The following is an 18,372-nucleotide window of genomic DNA, read 5'->3' as shown; positions in this document are numbered from 1 at the left end:
TTCCGGTTGGAAGACTACGGCGATATGAATGCTTGCGAGACTAGCGGGTAACGCTGCGCATTTGAAGATGATGGGAACAATTGCCCTGGAAAAGACTGCGACAAAAAGCAACATGGCTGATGGACAGGGGCTGGGGCGGGGGTTTGGCGAGGTATTCAGCAGGTTTATTGCCAGACCATAAAAAAAGCCCCGGCAAGCCGGGGCGTTGTTGGGTCAGGCAGGGCTCAACGAATACCCGACTGGCGCAGCGCTGCAGGCTGGAAGTCAGCCTTGCTGGCACTGAAGCCGAAGTCGTAGGCGCGCTTCTCTTCGTTCTTCATGCCCAGGGCCAGATACCGACCCGACTGCAGGTCGTAGATGGTTTCCAGGGTGTACCACGGCACTTCCACGTTGTAGTACGGCTGGGCGTGTGCCTCGGAAACGCGCCACAGCTGGCCACGGCCGTCGTACTGGTCGATCACCGCCGCCTGCCAGGTGTCTTCGTCGATGTAGAAGTCACGCTTGGCGTAGATGTGCCGCTGGCCCGGCTTGAGGGTTGCGACCACGTGCCAGACGCGGCGCAGCTCGTAACGGGTCAGGTCCTGGTTGATGTGCCCGGCCTTGATGATGTCGGTGTACTTCAGCTTGGGGTCATCGAGCTTGAAGGCGTTGGACGCGATATACAGCTCCTTCTTGCCCTCCAGCTTCCAGTCGTAGCGGTCTGGCGCGCCGTTGAACATGTCCAGGTTGTCCGAGGTGCGCAAACCATCGGCAGCGGTGCCCGGGCCGTCATACGACACCTGCGGCGCCTGGCGCACGCGACGCTGGCCGGCGTTGTAGATCCATGCCTTGCGCGGCTCTTTTACCTGGTCGAGGGTTTCGTGCACCAGCAGCACGGTACCGGCCAGGCGCGCCGGTGCAGTCACTTCCTGCTTGAAGTAGAACAGGATGTTGCCCGGGTTGTTCGGGTCGTAGTCCTTCATCTTGTCGCGGAAGACGAACTGGTCGGAGAAGTAGACCGGGTTGAAAGAGCCGTTCTGCTGCGGCGTGGCCTGGGTCACCAGGCGGCTGACGCTGCCACCGCGGTAGCGGGTGATGTGGTTCCAGATCACCTCCAGGCCGCTTTTAGGGATCGGGAACGGCACGGCGGTGCGGAAGTCGTTAAGGCCGTTGCCGCCTTCCACCAGGGTGGCCTTGGTGGCGTTGGCCTTGATGGCGGCGAACACGTCGGCAGGCGCGGTGGAGCCGCGGTGGGTCTTGAATACCGGGATCTTGAAGGTGTCGGGGTAGCGCTTGAGCATCGCCAGCTGGCCTGGCGAGAGCTTGTCCTTGTACTGCTCGGCGTTTTGCGCGGTGATGGTGAACAGCGGTTTTTCACTGCCATACGGGTCGGACAGGAAGCCCTTGCCGTCAACACTGCCCGCAGTCTTGGACAATGGCTCCCACGGGCCGATCGAGCCATCGGCATTGCCGGCCTTTTCCGCGCCCATCGGGGTCAGGGTGCTGCCCAGCTTGGCCGCCTCGTCGGCGGATACCGCAGCCATGACGCTGGTCGCCAGCAGGGACAGGCCCAGTACACCGGCTTGCAGCAGACTTCTGGTCTTGTTCATGTCGTGTCGTCCTGGATCTGAGTGCTTAGAAGTTCACGCCGAAGCTGAGGGCGACAAAGTCGCGGTCATCCACGGTGCTGTACTTGCCGTCGAAGAAGTTGGTGTACGACAGGGTCGCCGTGTAGGTGTTCTGGTATTCGGCATCCAGACCCAGGCTGACAGCCTTGCGGCCTTCCTCGAAGTTGGCGCCCGGGCCAGGCGAATAGCCGGACACGTCGTGCGACCAGGCCACGCTCGGCTTCAGGTTGATACCGGCGAACACGTCGTTGTAGTCCCAGATGACACGCGCGCGGTAACCCCAGGATGTGCTGGTGGTATAGCCGTCGTTCTCGCACTTGCGGTTCAGGTTGGTGGTGGAGGCACCTGCACCGGCACCGGCGATGGTGCTGGCATTGAGTGCCTGGCAGGTGTCTGCACCGCCGGTGGCTGGCAGCGGGCCGGGGCCGAATACCGGATCGCGACCGTAGCGTGTGTCGTGAGCGTTCTCCAGGCCGCCGACGTGGGTGACGCCCACCTCGCCCACCACGGTCATGCGGCTGGCGCCCATCACCTGGTCGAAGAAGTGCGTGAGGGTAGTCTGGAACTGGGTGATTTCCTTGCGGCGATAGCCGTGCAGGTCCTGGCCGGGCGTGCCCGCCAGCAGCGAAGCGTTGGTCAGTGCACCGCCCAGTGGACGAACACCGGCAAACAGGATATCGGTGGTGTTCAACTGCACCGGGGCGTTGGGCCGGTAGCTGACCTCACCGCTCCAGGCCGTGCCGGTTGGCAACGTGGTAGAGAAGCTCAAGCCGTACAGGCGGATGTCTTCGGGGTACTCGACGAAGTACTGCGAGTTGCCCGCCACGATCAGCGGCGCCAGCGCACGCAGCTGTGCCGGCAGGCCGGCGATGCCGGAGAACACCGACGCCGGGGCGCCGGTGGCGCTGAAGATCGGCGCACGGCTGTGATAGTTCATGAAGTACGCGCCAAATTCGGTGTCCAGCGGCTCGAACATGTAGCGCATGGCCACACCGAACTGGCCGCTGTCCCGCGCATCACGGTCGGCGCCACGGCGCACCATCACGCCCTCTTCGTTGATGTTCACGCCCTGGGTGGCGAGGAACTGCTGCGCCGCGGCAGGCACCGCCCGGCTGCTGTTGAGCACGCGCAGGTTGTCGGTACAGCCGTCGGCGATGATGTCTGGCTGGGAGAAGAAGGTGCCGCAGTTGTCGACGACCGTCTGGTCCCATTCGAGCTGGTAGAAGGCTTCGGCCGACAGGTTGTCGGTCAGGCTCTGCGAGATGTAGAACATGTTGACCGGGATCAGGCCTTCCTTGATCTCGGCCCCCGGGCGGCGGAACGCCGACACGTCGATGGGGTTGATCGAGTTGATGCCGCCGCCGATGAAGGTACTTTCACCCCAGCTCACCACCTGCTTGCCGAAGCGCACCGAGCCGGGTTGATCGCCGATGGCGTAGTTGTGGTAGACGAAGGCGTCGAGCAGTTCGGCGCCGGACGACTTGGCGCCCTCCTTGCGGTTGGAGTCGCTGATGTCCTTGAACTCGCGGCTTTCATCCTTGAGTTCGAAGTCGTACCAGTACTTGCCGCGCACGAACACGCCGGTGTCGCCGTACTTCAGCTCCAGGTCATGGATGCCCTTGAAGATCTTGGAAAAGGTCTCGCCTTTCTTGAAGTTCAGGTGGCCATCGTCGGATGTCTGCGACAGGCCCTTGCCGCCGTTGTTCACCCCGATCAGGTTCTTGTTGGGGTTGGCGGTCGACCAACTGGCGCCAATGGAGAGCGACGAGTCGAACTGGCCTTCGATTTCACCGATGTTGAAACTGACAGCGAAAGCAGGACTTGCGAGCGTGGAAGCAAGGCTGACGGCCAGGGGCAGCTTGGCCCGGCGCCAGAACAGGTTTGCAGATTTCATCGACGCTACTCCATGTACTTTTTTTGTTATGGCAGTGAGTCCTTTCAGAAACGGCCCGTGCGACCGGTATGCAGGCTTGCGCCCGCGGCGACATGTGTTGCGCATGCCGCCCTCCCCCTTCCTGAAAATCCCCTGGCCCCGACTATAGCCAGCAAGGCACAGGCGCTTGATCCCTCTAAAGTGTGATTTGCGCTCCGTGCCGCCAACTCGCTGTGATATTTCTGCGATCACGCGCTGGCAGTGCTCAAGGATGGCGCATTTTTGCCATTTGGCAAGGCACCGACCGCTCTAGCATGCGGGTCGTATTCTGACGCATACGACCCGCAGGGTGGTTACAGCGTGGAAAGGAACGCGCTGTTGCTGGCCTGCCACTGGACGATGTCCTGGCGGATGCGTTTCTTGTCCAGCTTGCCGACACTGGTCTTGGGAATTTCAGTAACAACGGCGATCTGGCTTGGAATCGCCCATTTGTTGATGTGACCTTGCTCGACAAACGGCTTGAGGTGGTCCTTGAGCGACTTGGCGTCGATAGACTGGCCGTCGCGCACCACCAGCAGGGCAAACGGGCGCTCGCCCCACTGCGGGTCGGCCACCCCCACCACCGCCACTTCGCGCACCGCCGGGTGACGGCTGACCAGGTCTTCGAGGTCCAGCGAGGAAATCCATTCGCCACCGGTCTTGATCACATCCTTGATGCGATCGCGGATGTCGATGTAGCCCATGCCATCGAGCGTGGCGACATCACCGGTATGCAGCCAGCCGCCCTGCCACAGCTCCTCGCTCTTTTCCGGCTCCTTGAAGTAGCCCATGGTCAGCCAGGGTGCACGCAGCACCAGTTCGCCCTGTGTTTCGCCATCGGCGGGCAGGAAGTTGCCGTCGCCATCGACGATGGCAGCCTCCACCAGCGGCACCGGGACCCCCGCCTTGATGCGGTAAGTGACGCGCTCATCTTCGCTGCCGGCCTGCAATTCGTCGTTCAGGTGCGCGGCGGAGATCAGCGGGCAGGTTTCGGACATGCCATACGCCGCAGTCAGCTGAATGCCGCGCGCCAGGGCAGCCTGGTACAGCGAGCGATTCAGCGCGCTGCCGCCGATGATGATCTTCCAGCCGGCAAAGTCCTGGCCCTGCGCGTTCGGGCAGTTGAGCAGCATCTGCAGGATGGTCGGCACGCAATGGGAAAAGGTGACTTTTTCTTCCCGCCACAGCTTGACCAGCATGTCCGGCTCGTAGCGCCCCGGGTACACCTGCTTCATGCCGAGCATGGTGGCAGCGTAGGGAATGCCCCAGGCATGCACATGGAACATCGGAGTAATCGGCATGTACACATCGTTGCTGCCCAGCAGGCGCACGCTGTCGATGCTGCCGGTTACCGAGGCTTCGGCCAGGGTGTGCAGCACCAGTTGCCGGTGGGTGAAGTACACGCCCTTGGGGTTGCCGGTCGTGCCTGTGGTGTAGAAGGTGGTGGCCACCGAATTTTCATCGAAATCCGGGAAATCGTAATGCGGGCTGGCGGCAGCCAGCAGTTGCTCGTACTCGCCAACCAGGTTGGGCAGTTCGGCAGTCTTGTCCGCGCCATCGGTCAGCAGCAGGGTCTTGTCAACGGTGGTCAACTGCCCGGCAATGGCCTGGTAGAGGCCGACAAAGTCGCTGTTGACCAGCACCACGCGGTCTTCGGCGTGGTTCATGGTGTAGAGGATCTGCTCGGGCGACAGGCGCACGTTGATGGTATGCACCACCGCACCGATCATCGGGATGGCGAACATGCACTCCAGGTAGCGGTGGCTGTCCCAGTCCATCACCGCCACGGTGTCACCGGCCTTTACGCCGGCTTCGGTGAGCACATTGGCCAGCCGCGCGATGCGCTCGTTGAGCTGTGGATAAGTCAGCCGCAACTGGTCGCGATAGACGATTTCGCGGGTCTTCTCGTAGCGGCTGCCGGACATCAGCAGGCGCTTGATCAGCAACGGGTAGGCGTAGGCGCCTTCGGCGGGTTTGATGATGCGGGTCTGCAACATGGGTATCCCTTTTCTGAAAAGCGGGCCGGACAAGTCTGGCAACTACTGTAGTTCGCCAATGTGACGGCTAAATCAGTCGAAGGAATGATTTGCCTGACAAAGGTATGAGTGGGGGGCGTTGACGGGTGACAAGGTTGAGCTAGACACTGCGCCGGCAGCTTCAGGTTATCTGGTGGAGCTGAGGGCCTCTTCGCCGCGAATGGCCATAACCCAATCACCCGTCCTGCCACCGGAGAACTCCATGCCCAGCCCGCGTCGCGCCGTGTTTCTCGATCACCAGTCCCTGGACCTTGGCGACCTCGACCTATCGCCACTGAAGCAGCAGTTCGATGAATTCGAGCTGTTCGACGCCACCCGCCCGGAGCAAGTGGCAGAACGCCTGCAAGGGGCCGTGGCGGTGATCAGCAACAAGGTCATGCTCGACGCTGCTGCACTGGCCGCCAACCCGCAGCTCAAGCTGATTCTGGTGGCCGCCACCGGCACCAACAATGTCGACATGGCGGTGGCGCGGGCCCAGGGCATCACCGTGTGCAACTGCCAGGGCTACGGCACACCGTCGGTAGCCCAGCACACCCTCGCCCTGCTGCTGGCCCTGGCCACCCGGCTGTGCGACTACAACCAGGCGGTAGCCGAGGGCCAGTGGGCCAAGGCCAGCCAGTTCTGCCTGCTGGACTTCCCCATCGTCGAACTGGAAGGCAAAACCCTCGGCCTGCTCGGCCATGGCGAGCTGGGCGGCGCGGTCGCGCGCCTGGCCGAAGCGTTCGGCATGCGCGTGCTGAGCGGGCAGATTCCCGGCCGCCCGGAACGCGCCGACCGCCTGCCGCTGGACGAACTGCTGCCACAAGTCGATGCCCTGACCCTGCACTGCCCGCTGAACGAGCACACCCGGCACATGCTCGGCGCCCGCGAACTGGCCATGCTCAAGCCCGGTGCGCTGGTGGTCAACACCGCCCGTGGCGGCCTGATCGACGAACAGGCGCTGGCCGACGCCCTGCGCGGCGGCCACCTCGGCGGCGCCGCCACCGACGTGCTGAGCGTGGAGCCGCCGGTCAACGGCAATCCGCTGCTCGAAGCCGGTATTCCGCGGCTGATCATCACCCCGCACAGCGCCTGGGGCGCAGTGGAGTCACGCCAGCGCATCGTCGGCCAGCTCAGCGAAAACGTGCAGGCCTTCTTCGCCGGGCAGCCCCGCCGCGTGGTCAGCTGAGCCCGGCGCTCGCCTCTGCTACACTGCGCCACTTTTTCCGGGAGAGGTCGTCCATGGACCCGCGCAGTGAAGTGTTGCTCCGCCAGGCAGAGCTGTTCCAGGGGCCGCTGCTGATCGCCGGCGCCCCCGCCGACGACCTGCTCGGCCAGTTGCCGCAGGCCCAGGCCTGGACCTGGCATGCCGGCGACCAGGCCATGCTCGACAGCCGCTTCGCCGGCCGCAGCCACTATGCGGTGGAGCCGCCTGAAGTCGCGTTCGACAGCGCCGTGCTGTTCCTGCCCAAGTCCCGCGAGCTTGCCGCCTACCTGCTCAATGCCCTGGCCTCGCGCCTGGCGGGCCGGGTGCTGTACCTGGTCGGCGAGAAACGTGGCGGCATCGAAGGCGCGGCCAGGCAGCTGCAGGCCCTTGGCAAGCCACGCAAGCTCGACAGCGCCCGGCACTGCCAGTTGTGGCAGGTGACCATCGACAATGCACCGCAGGCAAAACCGCTGGAAAGCCTGGCCGAACGCTTCGAGCTGGCCCTGGAGGACGGCCCGTTGCAGGTCGTCAGCCTGCCGGGCGTGTTCAGCCATGGCCGCCTCGATCGCGGTACGGCCTTGCTGCTCAAGCACCTGGATGGCCTGCCCAACGGCCATGTGCTGGACTTTGGCTGCGGTGCCGGAATACTGGGCGCCACGGTCAAGCGCCGCTACCCGCAAAGCCGGGTGACCCTGCTGGACGTGGATGCCTTCGCAGTCGCCGCCAGCCGCCTGACCTTGGCCGCCAACGGCCTGGAGGGTGATGTGATCAGCGGTGACGGCATCGATGCGGCACCCACCGACCTCAGCCTGATCCTGAGCAACCCGCCGTTCCACACCGGGGTGCACACCCATTATCAGGCATCGGAAAACTTGCTGAAAAAATCGGCCGTTCATCTGCGAAAAGGTGGCGAAATGCGCCTTGTGGCCAACAGCTTCCTGCGCTACAAACCGTTGATCGAAGCCGCCTTGGGCAACTGCCAGGTACGTGACGAGGCCGACGGCTTCCGCATCTACCGGGCAACATCCGGATAAAAACAGCGCTTGCCGAAAGCGTTTCGGCTAGGCAGAATCCGCACCGTCCTAGGGGAGTAGTCTCCCGCGAGCACCCAGCTCGCCCGGTACGCGTCAACATACTTGGTCCACAGACCATGGCGCGTGCGACCCACCATGCCAGCCTGCATGGAAGATCCGCAAAGACGGATCCAGGGTTTGACAAGACCTATGACACGCACACCTTACCCGGGGCGGGGAGGCTGTACGTGTCATAGCCGTGTCGACCCGCCCCCGTAGGAATCCTGATGCTGGAATCTCTGCTGGTCCCCACCGCTATCGTTGCCCTCGCCGAAATCGGCGACAAGACGCAACTGCTCGCGCTCATTCTTGCCGCCCGCTTTCGCAAGCCCTGGCCGATCATCGCCGGCATCATCGCCGCTACCCTGGCCAACCATGCCGCAGCCGGTGCCGTGGGTGCGTGGGTGGGTGGTTTTTTCAGCGATTCGGCGTTGCACTGGATCCTGGCCGCAAGCTTCACCGCCACAGCGCTGTGGACATTGGTGCCGGACAAGATGGACGACGACGAAAACCCCGCACGCCGCTTCGGGCCGTTCCTGACCACACTGATCGCGTTCTTCCTGGCGGAAATCGGTGACAAGACCCAGGTTGCCACGGTGATGCTGGCCGCGCAGTACCCGCACCTGATCATGGTCATCATCGGTACCACCCTGGGCATGCTGATTGCCAACGTGCCGGTGGTACTGGCGGGTAACTTCGCGGCAGACAAACTGCCGCTGACGCTGATCCGTCGCCTGGCGGCCACGGCGTTCATCGTGCTGGCTATCGTGGCCGTGTACTCGGCGATGAAGGCCAGTGGCTGGATAGGCTGACCAGTAAAGCGGGGGCGCTTTGCGCCCCAATCGCCGGCAAGCCAGCTCCCACCTTGACCGCACCGGCTTCAAGCCATGTGCAGTACCTGTGGGAGCTGGCTTGCCGGCGATCGGGCTGCCAGGCAGCCCCCTCGCGGCCTTACTGCTTGGCCGCCGCCTGATACAGCGGCATCACCTTCGGAATCGCCGCCTGCAGCGAGGCAATGCGGCTTTCGGATGCAGGGTGAGTACTCATGAACTCCGGCGGCGCACCTTCGGAAGCCTTGCTCATCTTGTTCCACAAGGTGATCGCGGCATTGGGGTCGTAACCGGCACGCGCCGACAACTCCAGGCCGATCAGGTCGGCTTCGTTTTCGTTCGACCGGCTGTTGGGCAGGGTCATCGCGTAGTTCACCACGGTATCAGCCATGGCCATGCTGCCCTGGCCGAGGCCAAAGATGGCGCCGGCACCCTGGCGGGCCATTTCCACGCCATAGGCCTTGGACATCGCTTCGCGGCTGTGCTCACGCAGGGCGTGGGCAATCTCGTGGCCCACCACCGCAGCAATCTCGGCGTCGGTGAGCTTGAGCTGGTCGATCAGACCGGTGTAGACGATGATCTTGCCGCCCGGGCCGCAGTTGGCGTTGAGCTCGTCGCTCTTGATCACGTTGACTTCCCAGTTCCATTGCGCGGCATCCGGGCGGAACTTGGGCGCCTGGGCGATCAGCCGGTTGGCGATCACCTGCACCCGCTTGGCATCGGCGCTGGATTTGTCGAGCACACCCTTGCTAGAAGCTTCACCCAGGGTCTGCTGGTACGACTGGGCGTACATCTGGTTGACCTCATCGGTCGACAGCATGCTGAACATGTACTGCTGGCGCTCGACGCCGACAGCACCGCCGCTGGTGGTATTCACCGCCTGGCAGCCCGCTAGCAGGATGCCAGCACTTAACAGGCTGACGACAAAAGACTTACGCATGAAAACACTCCCTTTTTACATGCGCCGTATCCTAGGCCGAGTCGCCTGTGGGCCGCCATAGCCGCAGGGAAGATTTTCGTCGCCTGCACTGGCTTCTTCGCGGGTGAACCCGTCGCCATCAGGCCGGGGTCAGGCACTCCGGCGCATCCAGCTTGGGGTCATTGACGAAGTTGGCCAGGGCCCGCTCGCGCAGCTGTGCCGGCGGGGCGGCCAGCAACTCCTGCAAACGCGCCAACGGCGTACCCGGGTCCAGCCAGGCCGCCTGCCCTGCCTCATCAAGGATCAACGGCCGGCGCTGGCTCATGGCCGCCTGGGTTACTACTGCGCAACTGAGCCACACCTGGTCCTGCACCGGATACGCCTCCCACACGGCGGCGAAGTACAGTGACGCGCCCTCCCCAGGGGTCAGCCAGTAAGGGCGTTTGCGCACCTCGCCACGCCATTCGTAAAAGCCGTTGGCCGGCATCAGGCAGCGGCGCTGGCGAAATGCTTCGCGAAACATTGGCTGCTCGGCCAGGGTTTCGGCGCGGGCATGGGCCGGGGTACGTGACAAGTCGGTGAGCCAGGCCGGGGTCAACCCCCAGCGGGCGCTGGTTAACTGCTGCTGGCCGTCTAACTGGCGCTGGATCAGCACCGAGGCGCCGGGCGAAATGTTCCATTGGGCCGGCTGGCCCACGGGAAAGCCCGGCAGACTGGCGAGAGCCTGGGGCCAGCGAAACAGGGCGTAACGTCCACACATGAGCGAATTCAGAACCTAGCAGATCAAGGTACCGGGAAGACTCTCCGGCTCGTCGCCGGCAAGCGGCTGGGCACCATTGTACGCATCGATCAACTGCCGTGCGTATTCGGCCTGCTCGTCCGGCACGGCAAGCCCGAGCAAACCTTGCAGCGGCAGCTCGCCGACGCCGCCAACCAGGTCACGCCCCGCCAGGTGCACATCGATGCCCTCGCTGGCCAGCATGCCTGCCAGCATTTCGGCTTCCAGCAGGTTTTCCGGTTCGTAGATGCGCCGCATCATTCATTCTCACCGTACACATCCAGCATCCACTCCTCACCATGAACCTGCAGCACGAAGCGAATAGGCTTACAGCACACCTGGCAATCCTCTATGTACTCTTGGTCGCCTGCGGACAGGTCCACCGTGGTCTCGACTTGTTCGCCACAATAAGGGCAATCGTAGTTCGCAGTTTCCAGCATCGCGGCCTCCGGGGTGACTTATGCGTATAATTGCCGGTCTGTTACAGGGCCTGTGTGCGTCCGAGCCGTTTTTCGGAGCCCGCCCCTACCTTATTACCCTAGCCGTTTCCAACAAGAGAGCATGATGGGCGAATTCGATGCCATCCGACCGTACGACGACGCTGAGGTCCCTGCCGTGCTGGCACGCCTGCTCAGCGACCCGGCATTCCTCGATATCCTCACCCACTTCCGTTTTCCGCGTGCGGCCGGTGCGCTCGGCTGGTTGCTCAAACCCCTGATTGCCCGCCGCCTGCGCAAGGAATTCGCCGGTGTAACCTGCGTGTCTACCTTGCAGGACAAAGTCGAGTACTACGTCGACCAGACCATCGATCGCGCCACTGACGGCGTCACCTATTCGGGCGTGGAGCAGCTCAAGGCCGGCACCGCGTACCTGTTCCTGGCCAACCACCGCGACATCGTGATGGACCCGGCTTTCGTCAACTACGCGGTTTACCACGCGGGCTTGCCGACCCCACGCATCGCCATCGGCGACAACCTGCTGCAAAAGCCCTTTGTCAGCGACATGATGCGCCTCAACAAGAGCTTCATCGTGCACCGCTCGATCAGTGGCCGCCGCGAGAAGCTGGCCGCTTACCAGCTGCTGTCGGCCTACATCAACCACTCGATCCGCAACGACGCTGCGTCCATCTGGATCGCCCAGGCCGAAGGCCGGGCCAAGGACGGTGACGACCGCACCGATTCGGCGATCCTCAAGATGTTCCACATGAGCCGCAAGGACGAGCCGTTCGGCGCGGTGATCCAGAGCCTCAACCTGACCCCGGTATCGATCAGCTACGAATACGACCCCTGCGACCAGGCCAAGGCCCGCGAGTTGTACATCCGCGCCACCACCGGCACCTACAAGAAGGCGCCGGGCGAGGACGACAACAGCATTGCCAAGGGCATCACCGGCTACAAGGGCCGGGTGCATATCAACTTCGCAGCGCCAGTGACCGAGTATCACGAAGATACCAAGCAACTGGCGGTCGCCATCGATCGGCAAATCCTCGGTGGCTACCGGTTGTTCCCGGTGCATTACCTGGCTTATGCCATGTGGGAAGGCAAGGATGAGGCACTGCAAGTGCCAAGCGCCGAGCAGAAGTTCCCGGCTGAAGAGCTGGCGCGGGCCAAGGAAGAATGGCAGCGTCGCCTGGATGCCTGCCCGGTAGAGCAGCAGCCTTACCTGGTGCTGCAATATGCCACGCCGGTGCGCAACCAGTATCAGGTCAGGCAGCAGGCGCCGGTAGCCTGACCGATTGCCGGGGCTGCTTTGCAGCCCCAGGATGTCAGACCCAGGTACTGAGCCAGGACAACAGCAGCGCCATGGCCAGGCAAGCAAACCCGAGAATGTAGAAATACCTGGGCACCCGCAGGCCAAACGCGTCCACAACCCCTTCTTCCAGCGCCAGGCCCTCGCGGGTCTGCGCCTCGCGCCGCCGTGCGCTGTGCAGCAACAACCCGCCAGGGCACGTGAGCAGCAACGCCAGCAGGTTGATCAGCTTGGTGGGATGGGCGGCCAGGAACCCCCAGAACACTTGCAAGGACATCACGCAACCTCGGTGTAAGCGACGGCAAAGCCCGGCATTCTACCCAAGTCGGCCCCTGGCACCTGGCCTGGGCGACAAAGTGTCATTAAATTTCATCTGTCATCCGCTCGTCATCAGAACAGGCCACCCTGTCGGCCTTCCCATGATCCGGAGCTTGTTCATGCTGCACGCCGAAAACCAGGACCGCCTCTACCTCGTGGCTCAGAGCGATGAACAGCAGGCGCTGATCGATGGTTTTGCCATCAATGTGCAGGACCGTCATTGGCTGGTCTACTGTGCACTGGGCGGGCATGTGCATGAAGACTTGCCGGAAGTGGACGCAGGGACTGGCTACAGCCTGCTGGATTTCCACATAGCAGCAGCCTGAAACCGGCACAAACAACAAAAAACCCGCTGCCTGGCACCCAGGCAGCGGGTTTTCTTTTTACCGCTGATGCCTTACTGGCCCAGGACCTGACCGATGGTCGGGTCCTTGAACAGGCGGGTCAGCGCATCGCTCAGCACATCACTCACCAGCTGGGTGTTGGTGTCCTGGTTCGGCGCCATGCCGAAACGCTGGTCCAGCGAAGCACCGTAACGGCCGTTGTAGCTGCGCCCGCCATTGGTCACGTCGGCACGGAAGGTGGCGCCGATGGTGGCCTCGGTGACGTACAGGTTGTCTTTGGGCGACTGGTATTTCAGCTCGGCCAGGGTCACGGTCAGCTGTGGCGCGTTGCCGGCGTTCGGCGTCGGGGTAAAGCCGAGCAGGCGCACGGCGGCTTCAGCCTGGGCCTGCAGCTTGGGCACGATGTCGTTACCGCTGACGCTGATGGTGCTGGTCTCGGGGTACATGCCACCGCGCGTACCCAGCGACTGCGAAGGCCGGCCATCGACCACCCTGACCACCACCGGCTGGCCATGGCCGACCGGCGCCAGCTGGGCGGTGAGCTTGGGTTGCGGGTTGAGTTGTTGCGGGCTGTGGGCACAACCGACCAGGCTGAGGCTGGCCACGGCGATCAAACCGAACAACAGACGTTGCAACATGCGCGTTTCTCCAGAAAATGCGGCAAAGACCCACAGTATACCCAGCCACGCATCGACCAGTCATCGGTGCGGCCCGCTTGTCACAATCGTTTCATCGCCGCGCCCTTATCCTTGCGCCAAGCCCTAATGCAAAGGACTCGCCGCCATGGCCTCGCTCTGGACCCTGCTCTTCCAACGCCCGCGCCACAATGCCTATGCTCGCCTCGACAGCGAAGGCAAATGCCTGGCCTTCAAGCAATGCAGCCAAGCGCCAAGCGGCAGCGGCTGGGTACAGGTCGACGAAATCCAGCTGGCCTGGCTGGGCCGCGAACTGCCCGCCAGCGCCCGGGTTTGCACCCGCGCAAGCCGCCGCTGGCACCAGCGCATCCTCGCGGCCTGACAAACGCTGCAATAAAAACCACGAATGGCGACATTTCTGTCCGCGACATCGCTATAATCTCCCCCCGATTATAAGGACGTCTCCTGATCGGGCCCCGCACCGCCGATTGACCCCGGCAACTTCACCGCTTCGCCCACAGAGAGCCTTCCACTCAGGTCTTGCATCGGCTGTCGTGCCTGCTTTTCCGGCCCTTCACACTGCATGAACCTGCGGGTTGCCATCGCGCAGTCCCTTTTTGAGGTTCACGTCTCCAAAAGAGCGTGAAAAAACGGTTTTCACAACTTCACAAGAGTGTGGCGAGCAAATGAACAGTCTGGCATGTGCAAAAGCGGCAGATGTGTCCCGAACAGCCCTGAACAGGCGGCAAATGCGCTCATCCCGTATGAGTGTCTGAACCGTTCCATAACGCACGCACGACACCTTGACCATAAGTCGAATTGCCGCACCTGTGGCAAACGGCGTTCAATAGCTGAACCCGAAGACTGATTGGCGGTGTCCGCGGAAGTTGCAAGAACTGCGAAAAGTCGGACATGGCGACCCTGGCGAACCCAGGTCCTATGCTGTCAATTAGGTAGCTGTAGATTGTGGAGACGCGTTAAATGGCGCAGAACGAATCGGTTGATGTAGTACTGGTAGGCGCGGGCATCATGAGTGCCACCCTGGCCGTACTGCTCAAGGAGCTTGACCCGACCCTGAAGCTTGAGGTCGTCGAGGCGATGGACTCCGGAGCCGCGGAAAGCTCCAACCCCTGGAACAACGCAGGCACCGGCCACGCCGGCCTGTGCGAGCTTAACTACACGCCACAGGCCGCCGATGGCAGCATCGACATCAAAAAGGCCGTGCACATCAACACCCAGTTCGAGGTGTCGCGCCAGTTCTGGGCCTACCTGAGCAAGAAGGGCAACTTCGGCCCGGCGCGTGCCTTCATCAACCCTGTCCCGCACCTGAGCTACGTCGAAGGTGACAAGGGTGTTTCCTTCCTCAAGAAGCGCTTCGAGCTGCTCAAGCAGCACCATGCCTTCGCCGACATGGAATACACCGAAGACAAGGCCGTGATGAGCGACTGGATGCCGCTGATGATGCCGGGCCGCCCGGCCGACCAGCACATCGCCGCAACCCGCGTGCTCAAGGGTACCGACGTCAACTTCGGCGCCCTGACCAACAAGCTGCTCAAGCTGTTGGGCGACGCGCCGGACGCGCAGGTCAAGTACAGCAAGAAAGTCGTTGGCCTGCGCCGTAACGGCAGCGGCTGGACCGTGAGCATCAAGGACGTCAACAGCGGCGGTAGCCGCGAAGTCGACGCCCGCTTCGTCTTCCTCGGCGCAGGCGGCGCTGCCCTGCCGCTGCTGCAGGCGTCCGGCATCCCGGAAAGCAAAGGCTTCGGCGGCTTCCCGGTCAGCGGCCAGTGGCTGCGTTGCGACAACCCGGAAATCGTCAAGCAGCACCAGGCCAAGGTCTACAGCCAGGCCGCAGTCGGCGCCCCGCCGATGTCGGTGCCGCACCTGGACACTCGCGTGGTCGACGGCAAGACATCCCTGCTGTTCGGGCCATACGCCGGCTTCACCACCAAGTTCCTCAAGCACGGTTCGCTGATGGACCTGCCGCTGTCGGTGCGCATGGGCAACATCGGCCCGATGCTGGCCGTGGCCCGCGACAATATGGACCTGACCAAGTACCTGGTCAGCGAAGTGATGCAGTCGATGGAGCAACGCCTGGAGTCCCTGCGTCGCTTCTATCCGCAGGCCAAAGCCGAAGACTGGCGCCTGGAAGTGGCCGGTCAGCGCGTGCAGATCATCAAGAAAGACCCGAAAAAAGGCGGCGTGTTGCAGTTTGGTACCGAGCTGGTTTCGGCCCAGGACGGCAGCCTGGCCGCACTGCTCGGCGCATCGCCAGGTGCTTCGGTCACCGTGTCGATCATGCTGGAACTGATCGAGCGCTGCTTCCCCGAGCAGGCCAAAGGTGCCTGGGCTGCCAAGCTCAAGGAAATCTTCCCGGCCCGCGAGAAGACCCTGGCAACCGACGCTGCCCTGTACCGGAAGATCAGTGCCGACAACGATGTGGCGCTGAACCTCGAAGAAAGCAGCCCGGCGGCCAAGCATTACGCCTGAGCCTGCCAGTAACGAAAAAACGCCCCTCGGGGCGTTTTTTTGTGCCTGATTCTTCATCAACCTGTGCCCGCGAAGAGGCCGGTACAGGTTTACAAATCAGCCCCGGGCGTTATCGATGATCTCGATGTACTCCGGCGCAGTGCGCTGGTCGGCGATCAGCTCGACGAAGGTCTTGCCGTGCTCGTCCTTGCCATCCAGGTCCAGCCCCGCTTCGACGAAGAAGCCGACAAAGCGCTCGAAATCGTCGACGCGCAGTCCGCGGTAGGCCTTGACCAGCTTGTGCAGCGACGGCGAGGTCACGCCATCGGCCGGTTCGAACTGAAGGAACGACTTGATGTAGTCGTCGCTGATTTCGTCGCCGATTACCTGTTTCTTGTCTTTACGCATTGCCGACTCCAACTGGGCCATCACGGAATTTCGAAGGCCGGCAGTTTACCCCCCGCAGGCAGCGCGCCTCAACGCGTACGTACGGTACCGGTGTGCAGGTCGGCCCAGATGTGGCCGTTGGCGTAGGTGAGAAACTGCACATACAGCGTCTCGTTGCGCAGCAGGTCCATGATCACCCGGTAATCGCTGAGCGGGTAGTTCAGGCTCAGGGTGCGGGTCTTGTCGTCGTACACGGGCTTCTTCAGGCTCTTGGCGGCCTCACCGTCGAAGGTCAGCAGCACCTGGGCGATGGTCGCGCCCTTGCTCAGTGGCTTGCCCTTCAGGCGTACCTGCAGCGACGAGGTGATCGGGATAGGTTGCTGGTCGGACTGGCGCTGGGCGCCCACCACAACGGAGTAGTCGGTGACTTGCAGCAGTTGCTGGCCGGTCGGCGCTTCCTGGCGCAGGGACTGGTCGTCAGGTGGCAGGAACTGGCTGTGCAACGGTGCGGCGGCGAGTGGCAGGCTGAACGCCAGCAGGAAGGGAAGAATCGCACGCATGTGAGGCTCCTTGAATGAAGGAGCACTCTAGCATGCCGGGTCTGGCCGTACCGGCGCTATCAATCGAACTGCGCGCGCATCCAGGCCTGGTACTCGGCCACGCCGGCCTCTCCTTCACGCGGCGCCCAGTGCGCATGCTCGCCCTCACCTACAGGGCGGTACGGCCCGGCCTTGCACTCGAACAGGATGCTGTCCGGCTCCAGCACCACCAGGCCATGGTAGGTACCGGGCGCCAGGTCCACGCCCAGGCAGTCACCGCCCGCCTGCAGCACCCGCTTGCCGGTGACCGCGCCCTGCTCATCGAAAATCAGCAACCCCAGCCGCCCCTTGAGCACGATCAGGGCCTCGGCCTTGTCGTCGCTCAAGTGGCGATGCGGGGGAATGTAGGTGCTCGGCTGCAGCCCGACGGCCATGCGGTGGCAAGGCTCTTCCATCGCATGGAAGTTATGGTGCTGGCGCCCACGCGGGTTGGCAGCAGCCTTTTCGGCCAGCCCGGCGAACAGCGATTGGTCGATGAACGCAGGCTGGCGCATGCTCACAGCCCCTTGACGGCGAAGATGCCGTTGGCGTTGCGCCAGTAGCCTTTGTAGTCCATGCCGTAGCCGAAGATGTAGCGGTCGATGCAGGGCAGGCCCACGTAATTGGCCTTCAGGTCCGGGCTGGCCTTGCGGTCGTGGTCCTTGTCGATCAGCACAGCAGTGTGCACCGAGCGCGCGCCGGCATGCTTGCAGAACTCGATGATGGCGCTGAGGGTGTGGCCTTCGTCGAGAATGTCGTCAACGATCAGCACATCACGGTCGATGAACGACACTTCCGGCTTGGCCTTCCAGAACAGCTCACCGCCACTGGTCTGGTTGCGGTAGCGGGTGGCGTGCAGATACGAGGCTTCCAGCGGGAACTGCAGGTGGGTCAGCAGTTTGCCCGCGAAGATCAGGCCACCGTTCATCACGCAGAACACCACCGGGTTCTTGTCGTGCAGGTCTTTGCAGATCTGCTCGCCGACTTTGGCGATGGCCGCTTCGACTTCGGCTTCGGTGTACAGGCAGTCAGCTTCACGCATGACTTGACGGATATGCTCGAGATCAGCGGACATGGCGCGCTCCGGGGGGCATTTTGGAAAAGCGGGCAAAGGTACGCATCCGCTCGTCACAGATCAAGCCTTTATGGACTAACGTGCAGAATGACCAGACGACAGCACAGGCTGAATAGATTAATCTAGCGCGGTTTTTTTGCCCGCCTTTCGGAGCCCCCCCTATGCCCACTCGTGAGATCCGCCATCCGCTGATCCGCCACAAGCTCGGCCTGATGCGCCGTGCCGACATCAGCACCAAGAATTTTCGCGAACTCGCCCAGGAAGTCGGCGCGCTCCTGACTTATGAAGCCACCCAGGACCTGCCGCTCGAAACCTACGAGATCGACGGCTGGTGTGGCAAGGTGCAAGTGGAAAAAATCGCCGGCAAGAAGATCACTGTAGTACCGATCCTGCGTGCCGGCATCGGCATGCTCGACGGCGTGCTCAGCCTGATCCCGGGCGCCAAGGTCAGCGCCGTCGGCGTCGCCCGCAATGAA

General features: G+C 62.9%; 21 protein-coding genes and 1 riboswitch. Of the genes, 8 read left to right on the top strand and 13 right to left on the bottom strand.

What is annotated here, in order from left to right; translation table 11 throughout:
* Positions 1–224: 224 nt before the first annotated feature.
* The 3 genes from HP546_RS04085 to HP546_RS04075 form a co-directional block, all read right to left on the bottom strand.
* Entirely contained in the window at positions 225–1,589 is a 1,365-nt protein-coding gene (locus tag HP546_RS04085; protein WP_172219988.1) for a DUF1329 domain-containing protein, read from the bottom strand.
* Positions 1,590–1,614: 25 nt separating this feature from the next.
* Positions 1,615–3,501 carry a DUF1302 domain-containing protein gene (locus tag HP546_RS04080; protein WP_172219986.1) on the bottom strand — a complete coding sequence of 629 codons (1,887 nt, stop codon included), beginning with the start codon at positions 3,499–3,501 and terminating at the stop codon, positions 1,615–1,617.
* Between the two features lie 332 nt (positions 3,502–3,833).
* Complete coding sequence (locus HP546_RS04075; protein ID WP_172219983.1) at positions 3,834–5,516, bottom strand: fatty acid--CoA ligase; 1,683 nt, start codon at positions 5,514–5,516, stop codon at positions 3,834–3,836.
* Positions 5,517–5,757: 241 nt separating this feature from the next.
* Between HP546_RS04075 and HP546_RS04070 the strand changes: the two genes are divergently transcribed.
* From HP546_RS04070 to HP546_RS04060, 3 genes are all read left to right on the top strand, one after another.
* A complete protein-coding gene (locus HP546_RS04070) occupies positions 5,758–6,723 on the top strand; it encodes a 2-hydroxyacid dehydrogenase (protein ID WP_172219979.1) in 966 nt (321 codons plus the stop codon).
* Positions 6,724–6,776: 53 nt separating this feature from the next.
* Complete coding sequence (locus HP546_RS04065; RefSeq protein ID WP_172219976.1) at positions 6,777–7,775, top strand: class I SAM-dependent methyltransferase; 999 nt, start codon at positions 6,777–6,779, stop codon at positions 7,773–7,775.
* Between the two features lie 39 nt (positions 7,776–7,814).
* Positions 7,815–7,953: riboswitch (yybP-ykoY riboswitch) on the top strand.
* Between the two features lie 91 nt (positions 7,954–8,044).
* Complete coding sequence (locus HP546_RS04060; RefSeq protein ID WP_172220033.1) at positions 8,045–8,626, top strand: TMEM165/GDT1 family protein; 582 nt, start codon at positions 8,045–8,047, stop codon at positions 8,624–8,626.
* Positions 8,627–8,765: 139 nt separating this feature from the next.
* Here the strand turns inward: HP546_RS04060 and HP546_RS04055 are convergent, their stop codons facing one another.
* The 4 genes from HP546_RS04055 to HP546_RS04040 form a co-directional block, all read right to left on the bottom strand.
* Positions 8,766–9,584, bottom strand: a complete 819-nt coding sequence (locus HP546_RS04055; RefSeq protein ID WP_172219970.1) for a M48 family metallopeptidase — start codon at positions 9,582–9,584, stop codon at positions 8,766–8,768.
* Between the two features lie 118 nt (positions 9,585–9,702).
* On the bottom strand, positions 9,703–10,323 hold the full coding sequence (locus HP546_RS04050; RefSeq protein WP_172219967.1) for an SOS response-associated peptidase: 621 nt from the start codon (positions 10,321–10,323) through the stop codon (positions 9,703–9,705).
* A 15-nt stretch (positions 10,324–10,338) separates the two neighbouring features.
* Entirely contained in the window at positions 10,339–10,599 is a 261-nt protein-coding gene (locus HP546_RS04045; protein ID WP_172220030.1) for a putative signal transducing protein, read from the bottom strand.
* The gene (locus tag HP546_RS04040; RefSeq protein WP_172219964.1) at positions 10,599–10,781 is read right to left on the bottom strand and encodes a CPXCG motif-containing cysteine-rich protein; all 183 of its coding nucleotides are present in this window, start codon (positions 10,779–10,781) and stop codon (positions 10,599–10,601) included. The genes HP546_RS04045 and HP546_RS04040 overlap by 1 nt, the downstream gene beginning before the upstream one ends.
* Before the next feature lie 124 nt (positions 10,782–10,905).
* On the opposite strand from HP546_RS04040, the gene HP546_RS04035 reads away from it, so the two are divergent.
* The gene (locus tag HP546_RS04035) at positions 10,906–12,072 is read left to right on the top strand and encodes a 1-acyl-sn-glycerol-3-phosphate acyltransferase (RefSeq protein ID WP_172219961.1); all 1,167 of its coding nucleotides are present in this window, start codon (positions 10,906–10,908) and stop codon (positions 12,070–12,072) included.
* Between the two features lie 34 nt (positions 12,073–12,106).
* On the opposite strand, the gene HP546_RS04030 is transcribed toward HP546_RS04035, so the two are convergent.
* Entirely contained in the window at positions 12,107–12,367 is a 261-nt protein-coding gene (locus tag HP546_RS04030) for a hypothetical protein (protein ID WP_172219958.1), read from the bottom strand.
* A 160-nt stretch (positions 12,368–12,527) separates the two neighbouring features.
* On the opposite strand from HP546_RS04030, the gene HP546_RS04025 reads away from it, so the two are divergent.
* A complete protein-coding gene (locus tag HP546_RS04025; RefSeq protein WP_172219955.1) occupies positions 12,528–12,734 on the top strand; it encodes a hypothetical protein in 207 nt (68 codons plus the stop codon).
* Between the two features lie 71 nt (positions 12,735–12,805).
* Here the strand turns inward: HP546_RS04025 and HP546_RS04020 are convergent, their stop codons facing one another.
* On the bottom strand, positions 12,806–13,390 hold the full coding sequence (locus tag HP546_RS04020; protein ID WP_172219952.1) for a YajG family lipoprotein: 585 nt from the start codon (positions 13,388–13,390) through the stop codon (positions 12,806–12,808).
* A 145-nt stretch (positions 13,391–13,535) separates the two neighbouring features.
* Here HP546_RS04020 and HP546_RS04015 point away from each other — a divergent pair, with 145 nt between their 5' ends.
* Both HP546_RS04015 and mqo read left to right on the top strand, forming a co-directional pair.
* Positions 13,536–13,769 carry a hypothetical protein gene (locus HP546_RS04015; RefSeq protein ID WP_172219949.1) on the top strand — a complete coding sequence of 78 codons (234 nt, stop codon included), beginning with the start codon at positions 13,536–13,538 and terminating at the stop codon, positions 13,767–13,769.
* Between the two features lie 599 nt (positions 13,770–14,368).
* Positions 14,369–15,877, top strand: coding sequence for a malate dehydrogenase (quinone) (mqo, locus tag HP546_RS04010; protein WP_172219946.1), 1,509 nt, complete (start codon positions 14,369–14,371; stop codon positions 15,875–15,877).
* A 96-nt stretch (positions 15,878–15,973) separates the two neighbouring features.
* Here mqo and HP546_RS04005 read toward each other — a convergent pair whose 3' ends face one another.
* The 4 genes from HP546_RS04005 to HP546_RS03990 all read right to left on the bottom strand — a co-directional run bounded on the left by HP546_RS04005 (position 15,974) and on the right by HP546_RS03990 (position 17,896).
* A complete protein-coding gene (locus HP546_RS04005; RefSeq protein ID WP_172219943.1) occupies positions 15,974–16,264 on the bottom strand; it encodes a PA4642 family protein in 291 nt (96 codons plus the stop codon).
* Between the two features lie 68 nt (positions 16,265–16,332).
* On the bottom strand, positions 16,333–16,803 hold the full coding sequence (locus HP546_RS04000; RefSeq protein WP_172219940.1) for a hypothetical protein: 471 nt from the start codon (positions 16,801–16,803) through the stop codon (positions 16,333–16,335).
* 59 nt (positions 16,804–16,862) lie between these two features.
* The gene (locus tag HP546_RS03995; protein WP_172219937.1) at positions 16,863–17,336 is read right to left on the bottom strand and encodes a WbuC family cupin fold metalloprotein; all 474 of its coding nucleotides are present in this window, start codon (positions 17,334–17,336) and stop codon (positions 16,863–16,865) included.
* A gap of 2 nt (positions 17,337–17,338) precedes the next feature.
* A complete protein-coding gene (locus tag HP546_RS03990; RefSeq protein ID WP_172219934.1) occupies positions 17,339–17,896 on the bottom strand; it encodes a hypoxanthine-guanine phosphoribosyltransferase in 558 nt (185 codons plus the stop codon).
* Between the two features lie 161 nt (positions 17,897–18,057).
* On the opposite strand from HP546_RS03990, the gene upp reads away from it, so the two are divergent.
* On the top strand, positions 18,058–18,372 hold a 315-nt coding region (gene upp / locus HP546_RS03985), incomplete at its 3' end, for a uracil phosphoribosyltransferase (RefSeq protein ID WP_172219931.1).

The organism is Pseudomonas sp. CM25, from assembly GCF_013179705.1.
Lineage (GTDB): Bacteria > Pseudomonadota > Gammaproteobacteria > Pseudomonadales > Pseudomonadaceae > Aquipseudomonas.
This window is presented reverse-complemented; position numbering and strand designations above follow the sequence as displayed.